Here is a 15455-nt window from a genome sequence, read left to right as displayed (position 1 = left end):
AGAAGGATGTTTTAGTTGATAATTGGCGCAATAAACGCAAATACGGTCATGACCGTCATTTTGGTTCTGATTCTGATCGCGTGGGGATGTTATACGATCTTTCAAAATATGCGGGTTAAACAAGCCGCAAAATATTTGAAGAATGACGAATTTCAACAGGGAATGAGAAAAGCCCAAGTCATTGACTTACGTGAACAAAAGAATTTTAAAGACGGCCATATTTTAGGTGCCCGAAGCATGCCTTATTCAACCATTAAGAACTTTTACACTCAGCTCCGGCCGGATTTGCCAGTTTACATGTATGATCAAGGCAAAACGATCAGCAAGCGAGCAGCCCTTTTCTTAAGTAAACAAGGCTATAAAGACCTTTATATCTTAAAAAGTGGTTATCAAGGCTGGAATGGTAAAGAAAAAAAGAGCAATTATTGATAAAATAGGACTATGAACAAAACGATGTTTTGTTCATAGTCCTATTTTTAAATTAAATTTCAATTAATTAGATGGATACCTGATTATCCATGGTGGGCAGCACGACTTTTACGCATTGCCTTTCTACGGTTATCTTCAAACTTTTGCTCTTCATCTTCGATTGGGTCAACAACTGACTTTTTGAATGTCAGAAGGGCACCAACTCCGGCGGCAACAGTTCCAAGAACACCAACGATGAGTCCATTAGTAAAATGTTTCATATTCTAAACCCTCCAATACTCGTTTATACATTCATTATGCTTTATTTTTTTCTGAATATCTAGTTAATTGACTAAATAATCGTATTTAAAGGAGTTTATCGTGAAAATAGACACAAAAATTATTGCTCACAGAGGCAGTAAAGGCACTCGGCCTGAAAACACATTGATTTCATTTCAAACTGCACTGGATGATGGTGCCGATGGGATTGAAACCGATGTGCATTTTTCCAAAGACAACCATCTCATCATCATGCATGACGAAACCGTTGATCGAACTACAAACGGATCAGGGCTAATTGTCGATAAAAATCTCGCGGAAATTAAACATCTTGATGCCGGCATTCGTTTTAGTCCAGAGTTCAAGGGAACAACTGTGCCAACGCTTCAAGAAGTTGTTGAATTACTCATTCGTGATCATTTTTCCGGAATCTTTAATCTGGAATTAAAAACAAACAAGATTCAATATCCGGGAATTGAAAAGGCCGTTTTTGATTACTTTGCTTCAATTAATTACCCATTTCAGTTAATCTATTCGAGTTTCAATGCCCATTCTTTGGAAATCCTTAACCGACTTGATCCACAAGCTGCTGGGGCAAAACTGTTCAAAACTGCTGCAAAGGAAGCTAAATCATTGAAAAAAGATCATCTAATCAGTGACTTCCATCCTGATATTCGCTGGATCAAACGCCATCCATTTTTTGCTCCCGCTCAAAACCTCCGTCCGTGGACTGTCAATTCCACCGAAGATATGCAGTACTGTTTTGAACGCAACATGGCGGCAATCATTACGGACTTTCCTGCAAGGGCGGTTCAAGTCCGCACAGAAATGAGGGAGGGGATCGAATGATAAAAGTATTAGCAATTGTTGGACCCACAGCTGTAGGTAAGACAGCTCTGTCAATCAAACTTGCTCACGAATTTAATGGTGAAATTATCTCAGGAGATTCAATGCAGGTGTATCAGGGACTTGATATTGGGACTGCGAAGGTTACAAAGACTGAGATGGATGGGGTCAAACACCATCTGATTGATATTCGACAGATTGATGAACGATTTTCAGTTGCTGATTTTGTCGATGCAGCCTCAAAACTCATCCAGACAATCACAGCAGAAGGTCGATTGCCAATCATTGTCGGCGGTACCGGATTTTATCTCCAAGCATTATTGTCAGGACTGGAACTTGGCGGCGATGAATACCAAGACGATCATCTTAGAAAGCAGCTGCTAAATGAAGCCCAGACGGATGGGAATGAAATCCTCCATCAAAGATTGAATAGAGTCGATCCGGATGCTGCTGCAGGGATTCCTGTTAACAACGTTCGGCGCGTCATTCGGGCACTGGAAGTTTACATAAAAACCGGTCATCGATTCTCTGACCAGCAAAATGCCAAGAATCAATACGATGCATTTGTAATTGGGCTGACGACTGATCGTTCCCTGCTTTATCAACGAATCAATGAACGTGTCGATCAAATGGTAAAGGCTGGTTTATTGAATGAAGCCCAACACTTGTATGATGAGGGTGGGCAGGAATTCCAATCTGGAAAGGGAATCGGCTACCGAGAGCTGTTTCCTTATTTTGAACAGCGGATGGCCCTGGATGATGCTGTAGATCTCATCAAAAAAGACTCCAGACACTACGCAAAACGACAGTTAACCTGGTTTAGAAACAAAACTCAGCCCAAACCGAATTGGTATAACCTGGTTGAGTACCCAAATACGTTGGAAAATATCAAAAACGATGTCACTGAATGGCTAGCCAGCGCGAAAAAATAAGCACATGTCATAAAATGTAACATTTGCCCTTGACTTTGATTTTGTGAATGGTATTATGAATACAAGAATTTAGGAGGTGAACAATGCGAGAGAAGGAATTACGGCGTTCAATGTCAGTTTTGCCGATCGGAACCGTTATGAAGCTGACTGACTTGACTGCACGACAAATCAGATATTATGAACAGCAGGAATTGATCAAGCCCCTTCGAAACGAAGGAAACCGACGAATGTATTCGTTGAATGATGTCGATCGGCTTTTGGAAATTAAAGATTATTTAGATGATGGTCTCAATATTTCCGGAATTCGTGAGGTGTACAAAAAGCAATCTCAGTTGGAAAATGAACGGAAGCACAACCTCGAGAAGGGTCTCACTGATAGTGATGTCAGGAAAATTCTTCAAGATGAGTTTCTCAACATTGGCGGACTGAAGCCGCCTTCTTCGTCATTTGAAGATCCGAATAATTTGAACAATTTAAATAAATTAAATCACTGATAGGAGCGATGGACAGATGGCTACAAAGCATAATTATTCAAAAGATGATATTCGCAGCATGGTAAAGGACGAGGATGTTAAGTTCTTACGTTTAATGTTTACTGATTTATTTGGAACAATCAAAAACGTTGAAGTTCCAATAACTCAGCTTGATAAATTACTTGACAATAAATTGATGTTTGACGGTTCCTCAATCGAAGGTTTTGTTCGAATTGAAGAAAGTGATATGTACTTGTACCCTGATTTATCGACATGGATGATCTTCCCATGGAGTACTGACCGCGGCAAGATCGCCCGAGTTATTTGTCAGGTATATCGTCCAAACGGTGAACCATATGCAGCTGATCCTCGTAACAACCTCATCCGTGTCCTTGGTGATATGAAGAAGGCCGGCTTTACCTCATTTAACATCGGTCCTGAACCAGAATTCTTCCTGTTCAAGATGAATGAAAACGGTGAACCAACCTTACATTTGAATGATAAGGGAAGTTACTTCGACATGGCACCAATGGATTTAGGTGAAAATTGTCGTCGTGAAATTGTCTTGACACTTGAAGAAATGGGCTTTGATGTTGAAGCTGCCCATCATGAAGTTGCTCCAGGCCAACATGAAATTGACTTCAAATATGCTGATGCTTTGGCAGCTGCTGATAATATCCAAACATTCAAGCTGGTTGTTAAGACTGTTGCCCGCAAGTATGGTTTGTACGCAACCTTCATGCCAAAACCACTCAGTGGGATCAACGGTTCAGGAATGCATTTGAACATGTCATTATTCAACGACAAAGGCAATACATTCTATGATGAAAATGGTGAACTTCAAATTTCTCAAGAAGCTTATTACTTCCTTGGTGGTTTGCTGAAGCATGCTCGTTCATTTACTGCTGTATGTAACCCAATCGTTAACTCATACAAACGTCTTGTTCCAGGTTACGAAGCCCCTGTTTATGTTGCATGGTCCGGCTCAAACCGTTCACCATTAATTCGTATACCAAGTGCCCGTGGCAATTCAACTCGTTTGGAATTACGTTCTGTAGACCCTACTGCTAACCCATATCTTGCAATTGCATGTGTTTTGGAAGCGGGTCTCGATGGTTTACGCAACAAGATTGAACCTGAACACAGCATTGATCGTAACATCTATCGTATGGATGCTGAGGAACGTCAAAAGAGTCATATTACCAACTTACCTGATACGCTTCACAATGCTTTGAAAGACTTGTCAGCAGACGAGACAATGAAGAAGGCACTGGGTGAGCATTTGTACAACAGCTTTATCGAAGCTAAGAATCTTGAATACGATTCATACCGCACTCAAGTTTCAGGCTGGGAACGTGATCAATATCTCGAAAAGTATTAAGCTGAAAATTAAATTACCCGCACTTGATTAAGAGCGTAACTGTTTTTTGAAAGCTCACAGTGGTGCACGATAAGTGTACTGTTGTGAGCTTTTTGTATACAAAGGTTCTCTCATTGAAATATAATTAAGATGTAACAATATTTGTTGGCTTCTAATTTCCTATTAAGGGGTGTTATTTTATGTCAAGCAATTACCAAAGTTTAAAAGTTGGGCTGGTTATTTCATTTGCACTGTTATTAGGCGGTTGTTCGTCTCAAAAAAGCGGTTCGGGAAAGCTGGCCGCCAAGCAGGAATTTACGACAGCTGTCAGTTCGGAACTTTCCACGGTGGATCTTTCCAAAACTACTTCGGTCCAAACGTTTGAAGTGTTGAATAATGTTGATGAAGGGCTTTATCGATTGGGAAAAAACAGTAAGATCGAAAATGCATTGGCAACCAAAACAAAGATCTCGAAAGATGGCTTGCAATACACATTTAATCTTCGAAAGGGAACAAAATGGAGTAACGGTGATCCGGTCACTGCAGCCGATTTTGTCTATTCATGGCAAAGGACCGTTAATCCAAAAACAGCATCACAATATGGTTATTTATTCTCTGGGATTAAGAACGCTGACGCAATTCAGGCTAACAAAAAATCTTACAAAACCTTAGGAATTAAGGCAGATGGTAAGTATAAGCTGGTTGTAACGCTGGAAAAGAAAATTCCTTACTTCAAGCTGTTAATGGGATTCCCACTGTTTTTCCCACAAAACCAAAAGGTCGTTGAGAAATATGGTGAGAATTATGGTACCAAGAGTTCCGATATGGTTTACAACGGTCCGTTCAAGTTAACCAAGTGGAATGGGACTGGGATGACTTGGACGCTGGCTAAGAATGAAAAGTATTGGGACAGCAAGAAGGTTAAGCTCGACAAGCTTCATTATCAAGTTACAAAGGATCCATCGACGGGCTACAATCAATTCAAGACGGATAAGCTGCAGTATGTTGGCTTGTCCGGGGTATTGGCAAAGAATCTGAAAAATAATAAAGATATGGTAACAAGAGAAACATCAAGTTGTTACTATCTGGCCTTTAACCAAAAAAAGAAATTGTTTAAGAATCTCAAGATCAGAGAAGCAATTTCAATGGCAATTGATCGCGGCCAGTTGACTAAGAAAATTTTGGGTGATGGCTCATTTAATTCTCAAAGTTTTGTTTCAAAAGGCCTTTCAATTAACCCCAAAACTGGTAAAGATTTCACTGCTACAACTGCCAAACCAGATTCGTTAAAATATAATCCAACCAAGGCAAAGGCACTTTGGCAGGAAGGGCTTAAAGAACTTGGCATTACAAAAATGAGTTTCACATTGTTAAGTTCAGACGAATTCGCACAAAAACAGGTCAGCGAATATCTTCAGTCACAACTTGAAAAGAATTTGCCTGGTCTTAAAGTGAGTTTGAGTAATATTCCGTTCCAAACATTGCTTTCACGACAAAAATCCCATAATTACGAAGTCACTATGGGCGACTGGTATGCCGACTTTGCCGATCCAATTACTTTCCTGAACATCCTGACATCAGGAAACCCAAGCAATGTCCCACAGTGGTCCAACAAACAGTATGACAAATTAATCAAGGCATCATCAACAACTGACGCCGGAAATCCTGACAAGCGATTTGACGACCTCACCAAAGCTCAAAATATTCTGCTAGAAAATCAGGGTGTTACACCGCTTTATCAATCAGCAAGTAAAAACTTACTCAGCAGTAAGGTAAAGGGAATCATTTATAACACAGCTGGTGCCACTTATAACTACAAGAATGTTTACGTCGTCAAATAATTTTCTCAGTTCTCAAAGATCGGATAATTCTATTGTCCGATCTTTTTTGATATGATTTTGTTGTTTATTTGGACATAACGGATAAGTTTCTAATGTTTTTTGAAAATCTTTCATAAATAATGCGATTAACCCTTTATTTATGTACGTTTTTCAGATAACATTAAATGTATAAATAAGGGGAATACGAGGCAATATTATGGATAACAAAATTGAAAACGATCCATTCAGCCAAAATGACACTATTTTATCTTCCGCCCTTAGCGAAAAAGTGAAATATTTGTCCGACCTGAATGATTCGATCAAAGATGGCAATGATTTAAAAGTCTATGAATTAATGGATCCAAACCGTTTTGCAACTGAAGTGAAGGGTGAACAGCCTGACCAGCCAAAAGCTAACTTTTTTGGCTTGGCTGCCGATCTAAAGACTCAGTTGAGTCATCATTTGAGTAATAAACTCATTGACTATTTAGGCACTACATATCCATTCTTCTACTACCACGAATATGATTTGGGTAAGTTTAATATCTACTTCGGTAATTGGTGGGATCATCGAATGTTCGGTGAATTGGACGCCATTAACGTCCAGTTCAATTTTGCCGAAGACGAATATAATACGCTATCAAAATCATTTGAACTCGAAGCTCAAAACAAACGGGTCAATGACGACCAGATGCGTGAATTGGGTCAAAAGAACGAAAAATTAACCCAACTAATTGAAGATCAAAATAAACGTGATCAGCGCAAAGAAGAAATTCGAAAACAGATCAAAGAAAATGAAGAGAAATCACCAATGCCTTGGGAAGCAGGAAAAGTGAAGGAAGAGCATCAGCAACTTCAAAACGCTTTATTGGAATTGACCAACATTGATGAACAAGCTTCTGATGGCCGAGCAGAAATCAAGAAAAACGAAAATCAAATTTTGGCTTTATCAAAAGAAGAGACAATTTATAATTTGGAAAAACAAAATATTCGGGCTTCGTTTGGCAGTTTTGAAGCATTTATTGATAACAATAACAACTTGTACGCCAAATACTTGCAGAGCTTGAGCAAAGAAACGCAGGTGACTGACGGTGAGTAATGAAAATAATGAAACAGAAAAGAAAGTTTTAACTACAACGGAGCTTTTGAACAATTACACTGGCTCAATCCAAGCTGGACTGGATAATGGTACCAAGTATGTCAAGGCATTTGAGAGCTTGAATCAGACCACGGAATTGCCAGATTTATTGACTGCGGCCGTTCAGCTGACCAATTATCAACTCAACACTGACTTTGTAGAATTTCCACATCAGTTTTCAGATGAAGATGTTCAGTTGGTTTTCTTTGAACGTTTATTGAAGTTGTCAAATAACGCCAACGGATTTGGTATTTCAAATGCTGAGCATGTTCAAAAACTCCTGTGCAAATTTGGATCACTGGGTGATAATACATTTACCTTCACCAAGTCGACCAAAAATCCGGCTGGTTTCTTCTTTGGACCAACTGCCCACAACCGGCCCTTGTTCTATCTCAACCTTAAGAATAAGGAACTAATGTTCCACGGTTCTTCTTTGATTGACTATTTCGTTGTCGATTTGGAAGGGCTGGAAGTTTCTGCAATTAAGCAGGCATTGCAAGTCATGATTCAAGCTGCTGAAGTCCTGAAAGAAAACTTTGGCTTCAAGATTGACTTCAATGTTCTTGATGGTGTTAATGGTGAATTTTATGAATTTGCTGCCGGCAAGATTCCAGAACCAATTTTAGATGAACTATTCGTCAAATCAGCTGACAATCAATATATTTTAATGTCTGGTGAAAATGGTGGGGCTGCTTTAACCTTGGACAACGATACTAAGTTGACAGTGTTCAACGCTGGTAATGAAGATCGACCAAAGTGGGGTGCTGATATCCATGATAACGATCAAAAAGAAAGTTGGCTGAACCTGTTATTAGACTACCCATTCATCAAAGATTGGTATTTGGATAATAAAAAGCAGTTGGAAATTCTCTCAAACAAGATTATTTTTGGATAGGAGTTATTCATGGATTTACAAGCTTTGATTGCTTCATCAGTTTATCTGAACCGCCAAATTGAATCTAAAAAGCAGCTTCACTGGTCAAACGACGGTCGTGTTAAGAACGCTTTTGTTGCACTGGATGTCGAACTTGCCGAGATGGCCAACACGTCTGAGTGGTTTAAAGTTTGGAAAGTGCATCGGGGCAAGAGTGATCCCGACAAAACGCCACGCCAGACACTGCTTTATGAGTATGTTGATGCAATGGACTTTTACTTATTGATTTCGAACCTAAAAAATTGGAACCACTTTGTTTTGAATTCTCAGGATGATTTAGCTAAAATCAAGAAGTTCAAAAAAGAAGACAACCTGGATAAACAGTATTTGGTATTGAAGAGAATGCTGTTTGACGCTTATTTCAACCATAGTGGTGACAGTTTCAACCATTCTTGGCGACTTTTTCTAAAGTTTGGGTTAGTTGACTTTGGCTATACTGAAGAAGAGATCGAAAATGCATTTAATGAAAAGAACCAAATTAACGAAGATCGCCAAGATGAAAATTATTAATGATTAAACAATGCAGGAGCGTTAAATCCTAACCGATTGACTCTCCTGCATTGTCACTAGATGATGAAGAGTTTGTATTTATAATGCAAAAAAAGTCCCGTTAGCCTTTAGTTCCAAGGCTAACGGGACTGATCCCGATGTTATGTCGCAAGAGAGATTCGGACTCTCGACCTACGGTTTAGAAGACCGTTGCTCTATCCAGCTGAGCTATTGCGACAAATCAACAATAACAATTATATGAAATATTCACATGGTAGTCAATGTTTATTCAGCATAATTGGCTCAATCAGTCAAAAACATTATGATTTCCTTAAATATGTTGCATTTTTATTAAATATTCACCCATTTTAAACTAATAATTTGAAGCAATCCACAGAAAGCATGATAATAAAATTGTGCAGTGAAAAGCTGCCACGTCAATAGGAGGTGGAAGTTGTGGGATTTGTAATCTTTATTGTATTTATTTTCATTGTCTGTGGAATTATCCAGTATTTTACCAATTCTTCAACGACCATGCGCGAGAATGGCAAGCATTTAGCTCAACGAAAATAAAAGAACAGCCGTGGGTAGCGGTTGTTTTTTTACGGCTTACAGGTTTCTATTGACGAACGGTTGGCGATTATGTATACTAGTAACGTTGTAATTGTGGCTTCCACAGCTACAACCGCTCGATTCAAGCTGATAAGTCTCTGATACAGGTCAGAGCGCTTGCTTTCGGCGAGTCTAAGCAAATTTATAAGGAGGTGCACAAGATATGTACGCAGTTATTACTACAGGCGGTAAGCAATACAAAGTTTCTGAAGGCGACGCAATCTACGTTGAAAAGTTAAGCGCAGACGAAGGCTCAAAAGTTACTTTTGATCAAGTTGTTATGGTTGGTGGCGATTCAGTTAAAGTTGGTACACCATTAGTTGATGGCGCATCAGTAACTGGAACTGTTGAAAAGCAGGGTCGTCAAAAGAAGATTACAATCTTCCGTTACAAACCAAAGAAGGGCTCACGTTCAAAGAAGGGCCATCGTCAACCATATACCAAGGTTGTTATTGATTCAATCAAGGCATAATTTACTTTGAGGTGACTGATATGATTAAAGCTTCCATTAAGCGTTATCGCGGTCATGTTAGCGGGTTTACCATTACCGGACATGCCGATGCCGGTGAGTATGGACAAGATATTGTCTGTTCAGCCGTTTCAGTGTTAAGCATCACAACAGTCAATGGCCTTCAAGAGGTTGTTGGGCTGGATGTTGATGTTGATAGTGATGATGACAATGGCGGTTATCTGTCAGTCGATGTGCCAGTTGTTACCGATTCAAAGAAAAGTATTCAAGCTGATGCAGTTTTGAATACCTTTGCAAACGGAATGGCTGATATAGCAAATAGTTATAGTAAGTATATTAAGTTAAATACAGTAAAATAATCAATTAATCTGGAGGTGTAAACCTATGTTAGCAATGAATTTACAATTCTTCTCTCACCATAAAGGTGGTGGATCAACTGCCAACGGTCGTAACTCAGCTGGTCGTCGTTTAGGTACGAAGGCTGCCGACGGATCATCTGTTCACAGTGGCTCAATCATCTATCGTCAACGTGGAACTCATATTTACCCAGGAAACAATGTTAAGCGTGGTAACGATGATACATTGTTTGCAGTCGTTGATGGAGTTGTTCGTTTCGAAAGAAAAGGACGCGACAAGCGTCAGGTTTCAGTTTATCCAGTTGCTGAAGCTGCCAAATAAGGCACAATATTTGAATTATAGAGGCTGGGACAAAACTCGTGTTTTGCATCCCAGCTTTTTAATTGTCTGAGACCAGGATACCATTTAAACTGGCTATTTTGGCTTAAAGTATTATATAATCAATGTATGTTACATTACATTTAGGAGGAACAATAATGGCAATTTCAACTGCTGATTTTAAAAATGGATTAACCATCGAGGTTGATCACGCAATCTGGAGAATTTTGAGTTTCCAACATGTTAAGCCTGGTAAGGGTGGCGCATTTGTCCGTTCTAAGTTAAAGAATCTTCGTACCGGTGCCGTTCAAGAAAAGACATTCCGTTCAGGTGCCAAGATGGAACAAGCACAAATTGATACCCGTAAGATGCAATATCTTTATGCTGATGGTGATCAACACGTCTTCATGGACATGGACACCTATGACCAGATTTCAATTCCTGCTGAACAGATTAAGAGCGAATTGAATTACCTCCAAGAAAACATGGAGGTCCAAGTTATTCAGTATGGTAATGAAACTTTGGGAATTGAATTGCCAAATACCGTTACACTGGAAGTTGCATCAACTGAACCAGGTATCAAAGGTGATACTGCTTCTGGCGGTTCAAAGCCAGCAACTATGACGACCGGTTTAACATTGCAGGTACCATTCTTTGTTAACCAAGGCGATAAGTTGACTATCAACACGACTGATGGAACTTACATTTCACGAGCATAGTATCCGATTGATTTGAAACGGAGGCTTTAATATGGCTGAAGACACTAATATCATTCTTCATTCAAATGATCCGAAACTTGGCAAAATTGAAATTGCGCCCAACGTTCTCGAAATTATTGCGGGTGTTGCAACCTCACAAATTGACGGCGTTAATCGGATGCGCGGTTCGTTTTCCACTAGCGTTAATGAACTGTTGGGACGAAGAAAAGAGCATGGCAAAGGCGTTAATTTGACGTATGCCAACGAAGAATTAACCGTTGACGTCTATGTATATCTGAATTATGGCGTTTCTGTACCCAAAGTTGCGCTTGAAATTCAAAGTCAAGTTGAACAGCAGTTGCTTTTCATGACCGGACTGAAGGTCACGGAAGTTAATGTGCACGTTCAAGGAGTTATTCCGGAAAAAACCACCAGTACAGTTGATCCGAATAACCCGTTTGCCGATGAACAGGAAAATGGTGAGGACTAGTGGAATTAACACGACACCAAATAAGAGAAATTGCGTTTCAAACACTTTTCGCTTTAAATACCAACGATCAAACCGACTGGAAGGATTTCTTCCAGGTTTTGACAAGCGGTAAGTACGGCGATGATTACCCTGAATATCTGCATCAACTAATTTCAGGTGTTTTGGAACACAAGTCTGAAATCGATAAAACAATTGAAAAGTATTTAGCTTCCAGTTGGTCATTGGAGCGAATTGCCAGAACTGATTTGATTATCTTGGAGATTGCCATCTATGAAATGGTTTATGTAGATGACATGCCTGCCAAAGTATCAATTAATGAAGCAATTGAGCTTGCAAAAAAGTTTAGTGATGACCGTTCACGAAAATTTGTTAACGGGATTTTGTCACATGCTTTAGAAGAACTGGTAAAATAGATTTACACATGTGTAAATCTATTTTTTTGTACATATGTTTTCTTGAAAATGAAAATACGAAGGAGCGGTTTCTAGAATGGCAACGATTATTGATGGTAAAGCACTGGCAAAAAAGCTGAATGCGCAAACAAGTCAGCGGGTTAAGCAGCTTCAAAAAGATAAGGGAATCACTCCTGGTTTAGTCGTTATCATTGTTGGCACAGACCCGGCAAGTCAACGATATGTTAGAAATAAGCACCGGACAGCTAAGAGACTGGGAATTTACTCAATCGTTAGAGAACTTCCGGATACAATTTCACAAGCCGAATTGCTTAAGGTTGTGGAAGAGTATAATCAAAATCCAAAAGTAACCGGTATTTTAGTCCAAGACCCATTACCAAAGCAAATTAATGAAAAAGAAATCACCCGTTCAATTCTGCCTGAAAAAGATGTTGATGGTTTTCATCCTGTCAACGTCGGTAAGCTTTATTTGGATGATTCGACAAACTATCCGGTGGCGTGCACGCCTAAGGGTGTCATGACAATGTTTAAGGAATACGGGATTCAACTTAAAGGTAAGAATGCAGTCATGATTGGTCGCAGTGCAATTGTTGGTAAGCCAATGGCAGCTTTGATGCTGAATGCCGGCGCCAGCGTTTCGATTTTACATTTACTCACCAAGGACATTACCGAATATACAAAGAATGCCGACGTCATCGTATCAGCGACCGGTAGCCTCCACACAGTTACGAAAAACGATGTCAAACCCGGTGCTGTGGTCATTGATGTTGGTCAAAATATCAATGAAGACGGCCATTTGGTGGGTGATACCGATTATGCAGATCTATTTGATAAAGTATCATATATTACGCCTGTGCCAGGTGGTGTTGGTCCAATGACAATCGCTACCTTGATGCAGCAGACAGTCGATTTAGCGGAATGGAGCCTTGAACGTGGCGAATGATTATTTAACCGTTAGCGCCTTAACAAAATATATAAAAAGAAAATTCGACGTTGATCCGTATTTAACTAAGGTATACCTCACTGGGGAGATTTCCAACTTCAGATTGCGCCCCAATGCCCATCAGTACTTTAGTCTTAAAGATGACAATGCTAAAATCAGTGCAATCATGTTTAAATCAGCGTTTAATCGGATCAAATTCACTCCCGAGGAAGGAATGAAAGTCTTAGTTGTTGGCCACATATCAGTCTATGAGCCTAGCGGAAGTTATCAGATTTACGTTGAACAAATGGAACCAGACGGTGTTGGCCAACTTTATCAGGCATACGAACAACTTAAGAAAAAGCTTTCCGAGGAAGGTTTATTTAACTTGCCGAAGAAGCCTTTAAAACAGTTTCCTAAACGAATTGCCGTGGTCACTTCGCCAAGCGGGGCCGTGATTAGGGATATTATCACAACGGTTAGAAGAAGATATCCAATTGCTCAAATTGTTCTGTTTCCGGCACTGGTTCAAGGAACCGAAGCCAGCGCGGATATTGTCAGACAAATTGAACAGGTTAATCAAAATGGCAGTTTTGATACATTAATTGTTGGCCGTGGCGGAGGTTCAATTGAAGATTTGTGGCCGTTCAACGAAGAAAACGTTGCCAGAGCGATTGTGGCCAGCAAGATTCCGGTTATCTCTTCTGTTGGCCACGAAACCGATACGACAATTGCTGATCTGGTCGCTGATGTACGTGCTGCGACCCCAACAGCTGCGGCTGAATTGGCAGTTCCACGTTTGGATCAGGTCCTGGTAGATTTAAAGACTACCCAAAACCGAATTATCAATGCAGCTTATCAAGTTATCCAAGAAGACAAGCTACGATTGAAACGATTGCAGCAGTCAACTGTTTTCACCTCACCTCAACGGATATATGAGACGTTTTCCCAGCGACTGGATTTGTTGGCTCAACGATTGTACAACCAGTCTGACAAGATTACCGGTAAACGCAAGGAACGGTTTAGTGATCTGAAAATGCGGCTCCGGTTAGTTGCACCAACATACACGATCAAAGGACAACAGCAAAAATTAACCACGCTTCAGGGGCGGCTTGACCGCGCGACAGTTCAAAATTTAAAGAATGTAAAACAGCATTATCAAATGCTGGTTGGGTCTTTGGATCATTTGAGCCCATTGAAGATTCTCAGCCGAGGCTACACGTATACAACCGATGAGCAGGGGAAATTTGTAAAGCGGGTTGCAGACATTGAATCGAAGACAATTGACGTACATTTTAGTGATGGCACGGTGAATGCTTCTGTCAATAAAATCAACCCAAAGAAGGAGAAATAAGATGGCTGACAAGCAAGAAAACAAAACGTTCGAACAAAAGATGAACGAGTTGGAAACAATCGTTAATCAACTCGAACAGGGAAATGTTTCGCTGGAAGAATCAATGGACAAATTCAAAACCGGTATTCAATTGAGTGAACAGCTTCAGGATACTTTGACCAAGGCCGAACATACGATGGCTAAGATGATGGATAAAGATGGTAACGAGGTTGAATTTGAAGCGTCAAAAGACGAAAAGGATGATCATGATGCCAACAAAGCTGACTGAATTTGAAAGCCTATGGATCCCAAAAATCAATCATATTTTGGAGACTGAAATTGGCAAAGATACTGACCAAAAGACTTTAACCGAGGCAATGACTTATTCAGTCAACGCAGGCGGAAAACGGTTGCGGCCGCTTTTAACCTTGGCCGTACTCTCAAGTCTGGGTGACAAAATTGATCACACCCTGTTGAAGGCCAGTTGTGCACTTGAATTAATGCACTCTTATTCCTTGGTTCACGATGACTTACCAGCGATGGACAATGATGACCTCCGCCGGGGCAAACCTACCAATCATGTTAAGTTTGGAGCAGGTATGGCAACTTTGGCCGGTGACGGACTGCAACCACTTGCTTTCCAATGGCTGGTTGATAATGATTTAGACAGTGAAACGCAGGCTGAATTAACTTTAGCGCTTGCCAAAGCAGCTGGCCCACATGGGATGGTTTCAGGCCAAGCCGACGATATTGAGTTTGAAGGGACTCGTCTATCACTTGATGGTTTAAAAAAATTGGATCGGAACAAGACGGGTGCATTAATCCGGTATGCGGTTGAAGCTGGGCTGATCCTTGGCAGGATTATTCCCGAAAAACGCGGGTCGTTGTTAACATTTGCTGAAAAATTTGGCGAAGCTTACCAAATTTATGATGACATCCTTGACGTTGTCGGAACTGAAGCAGAGATTGGCAAGCCGGTTCATCAGGATGCCGGTAAAAACACTTATCCAAATTTATTAGGCTTGGATAAGTCGTATGGAATGCTTCATCAGACAGTCAAGGATGCTCAAAAAGCACTGGCCCAAGCTGGACAGGATTTGATGATTGACACCAGTCTGCTAAATGATTTTACTAGTTATTTTAAAAATAAGGACGAAAAGTAAT

The 15455-nt window shown here is 40.2% G+C and carries 20 protein-coding genes, 1 tRNA gene and 1 other annotated feature; of the genes, 19 read left to right on the top strand and 2 right to left on the bottom strand.

Features of this window, described 5'->3' with window-relative positions; translation table 11 throughout:
* Positions 1-48 precede the first annotated feature (48 nt).
* Entirely contained in the window at positions 49-429 is a 381-nt protein-coding gene (locus FD17_RS00525; protein ID WP_057823155.1) for a rhodanese-like domain-containing protein, read from the top strand.
* 83 nt (positions 430-512) lie between these two features.
* Here FD17_RS00525 and FD17_RS12980 read toward each other — a convergent pair whose 3' ends face one another.
* Complete coding sequence (locus FD17_RS12980) at positions 513-689, bottom strand: DUF3042 family protein (RefSeq protein ID WP_070367998.1); 177 nt, start codon at positions 687-689, stop codon at positions 513-515.
* A 100-nt stretch (positions 690-789) separates the two neighbouring features.
* Here FD17_RS12980 and FD17_RS00520 point away from each other — a divergent pair, with 100 nt between their 5' ends.
* From FD17_RS00520 to FD17_RS00485, 8 genes are all read left to right on the top strand, one after another.
* Entirely contained in the window at positions 790-1536 is a 747-nt protein-coding gene (locus FD17_RS00520; protein ID WP_057822682.1) for a glycerophosphodiester phosphodiesterase, read from the top strand.
* On the top strand, positions 1533-2465 hold the full coding sequence (gene miaA / locus FD17_RS00515; protein ID WP_057822680.1) for a tRNA (adenosine(37)-N6)-dimethylallyltransferase MiaA: 933 nt from the start codon (positions 1533-1535) through the stop codon (positions 2463-2465). The genes FD17_RS00520 and miaA overlap by 4 nt, the downstream gene beginning before the upstream one ends.
* Positions 2466-2548: 83 nt before the next feature.
* Positions 2549-2959, top strand: coding sequence for a MerR family transcriptional regulator (locus FD17_RS00510; protein ID WP_057822678.1), 411 nt, complete (start codon positions 2549-2551; stop codon positions 2957-2959).
* 16 nt (positions 2960-2975) lie between these two features.
* Positions 2976-4319 (top strand): type I glutamate--ammonia ligase, encoded by a 1344-nt coding sequence (gene glnA / locus FD17_RS00505; protein ID WP_057822676.1) that lies wholly within the window; start codon positions 2976-2978, stop codon positions 4317-4319.
* Positions 4320-4498: 179 nt separating this feature from the next.
* Entirely contained in the window at positions 4499-6139 is a 1641-nt protein-coding gene (locus tag FD17_RS00500) for a peptide ABC transporter substrate-binding protein (RefSeq protein ID WP_057822674.1), read from the top strand.
* A gap of 196 nt (positions 6140-6335) precedes the next feature.
* Positions 6336-7217 carry a hypothetical protein gene (locus tag FD17_RS00495; protein ID WP_057822672.1) on the top strand — a complete coding sequence of 294 codons (882 nt, stop codon included), beginning with the start codon at positions 6336-6338 and terminating at the stop codon, positions 7215-7217.
* Positions 7210-8151, top strand: a complete 942-nt coding sequence (locus FD17_RS00490; protein WP_057822670.1) for a hypothetical protein — start codon at positions 7210-7212, stop codon at positions 8149-8151. The genes FD17_RS00495 and FD17_RS00490 overlap by 8 nt, the downstream gene beginning before the upstream one ends.
* 9 nt (positions 8152-8160) lie before the next feature.
* Entirely contained in the window at positions 8161-8700 is a 540-nt protein-coding gene (locus tag FD17_RS00485; RefSeq protein WP_057822668.1) for a dUTPase, read from the top strand.
* A 143-nt stretch (positions 8701-8843) separates the two neighbouring features.
* Here FD17_RS00485 and FD17_RS00480 read toward each other — a convergent pair.
* A tRNA-Arg gene (locus FD17_RS00480) sits at positions 8844-8917 on the bottom strand.
* A 435-nt stretch (positions 8918-9352) separates the two neighbouring features.
* Positions 9353-9435: a sequence feature (ribosomal protein L21 leader region), on the top strand.
* 19 nt (positions 9436-9454) lie between these two features.
* Here FD17_RS00480 and rplU point away from each other — a divergent pair.
* The 10 genes from rplU (at position 9455) to FD17_RS00430 (ending at position 15454) form a co-directional block, all read left to right on the top strand.
* Positions 9455-9763 carry a 50S ribosomal protein L21 gene (gene rplU / locus FD17_RS00475; protein WP_057822665.1) on the top strand — a complete coding sequence of 103 codons (309 nt, stop codon included), beginning with the start codon at positions 9455-9457 and terminating at the stop codon, positions 9761-9763.
* A 20-nt stretch (positions 9764-9783) separates the two neighbouring features.
* A complete protein-coding gene (locus FD17_RS00470) occupies positions 9784-10119 on the top strand; it encodes a ribosomal-processing cysteine protease Prp (protein ID WP_057822663.1) in 336 nt (111 codons plus the stop codon).
* A 25-nt stretch (positions 10120-10144) separates the two neighbouring features.
* Positions 10145-10438, top strand: coding sequence for a 50S ribosomal protein L27 (gene rpmA / locus FD17_RS00465; protein WP_014940013.1), 294 nt, complete (start codon positions 10145-10147; stop codon positions 10436-10438).
* A 155-nt stretch (positions 10439-10593) separates the two neighbouring features.
* On the top strand, positions 10594-11154 hold the full coding sequence (gene efp, locus FD17_RS00460; RefSeq protein WP_020280194.1) for an elongation factor P: 561 nt from the start codon (positions 10594-10596) through the stop codon (positions 11152-11154).
* Between the two features lie 31 nt (positions 11155-11185).
* Positions 11186-11623 (top strand): Asp23/Gls24 family envelope stress response protein, encoded by a 438-nt coding sequence (locus FD17_RS00455; RefSeq protein ID WP_057822661.1) that lies wholly within the window; start codon positions 11186-11188, stop codon positions 11621-11623.
* Positions 11623-12036, top strand: a complete 414-nt coding sequence (gene nusB, locus FD17_RS00450) for a transcription antitermination factor NusB (protein WP_057822658.1) — start codon at positions 11623-11625, stop codon at positions 12034-12036. The genes FD17_RS00455 and nusB overlap by 1 nt, the downstream gene beginning before the upstream one ends.
* Before the next feature lie 76 nt (positions 12037-12112).
* Positions 12113-12979 (top strand): bifunctional 5,10-methylenetetrahydrofolate dehydrogenase/5,10-methenyltetrahydrofolate cyclohydrolase, encoded by an 867-nt coding sequence (locus FD17_RS00445; RefSeq protein ID WP_057822656.1) that lies wholly within the window; start codon positions 12113-12115, stop codon positions 12977-12979.
* Positions 12969-14312 (top strand): exodeoxyribonuclease VII large subunit, encoded by a 1344-nt coding sequence (gene xseA, locus FD17_RS00440; RefSeq protein WP_057822654.1) that lies wholly within the window; start codon positions 12969-12971, stop codon positions 14310-14312. The genes FD17_RS00445 and xseA overlap by 11 nt, the downstream gene beginning before the upstream one ends.
* A 1-nt stretch (position 14313) precedes the next feature.
* On the top strand, positions 14314-14580 hold the full coding sequence (locus FD17_RS00435) for an exodeoxyribonuclease VII small subunit (protein WP_057822653.1): 267 nt from the start codon (positions 14314-14316) through the stop codon (positions 14578-14580).
* Positions 14561-15454: a polyprenyl synthetase family protein gene (locus FD17_RS00430; protein WP_082617094.1), complete on the top strand. Its 894-nt coding sequence runs from the start codon at positions 14561-14563 to the stop codon at positions 15452-15454. The genes FD17_RS00435 and FD17_RS00430 overlap by 20 nt, the downstream gene beginning before the upstream one ends.
* Position 15455 lies beyond the last annotated feature (1 nt).

The organism is Lentilactobacillus sunkii DSM 19904, assembly GCF_001435575.1.
Classification (GTDB): domain Bacteria; phylum Bacillota; class Bacilli; order Lactobacillales; family Lactobacillaceae; genus Lentilactobacillus; species Lentilactobacillus sunkii.
This window is presented reverse-complemented; position numbering and strand designations above follow the sequence as displayed.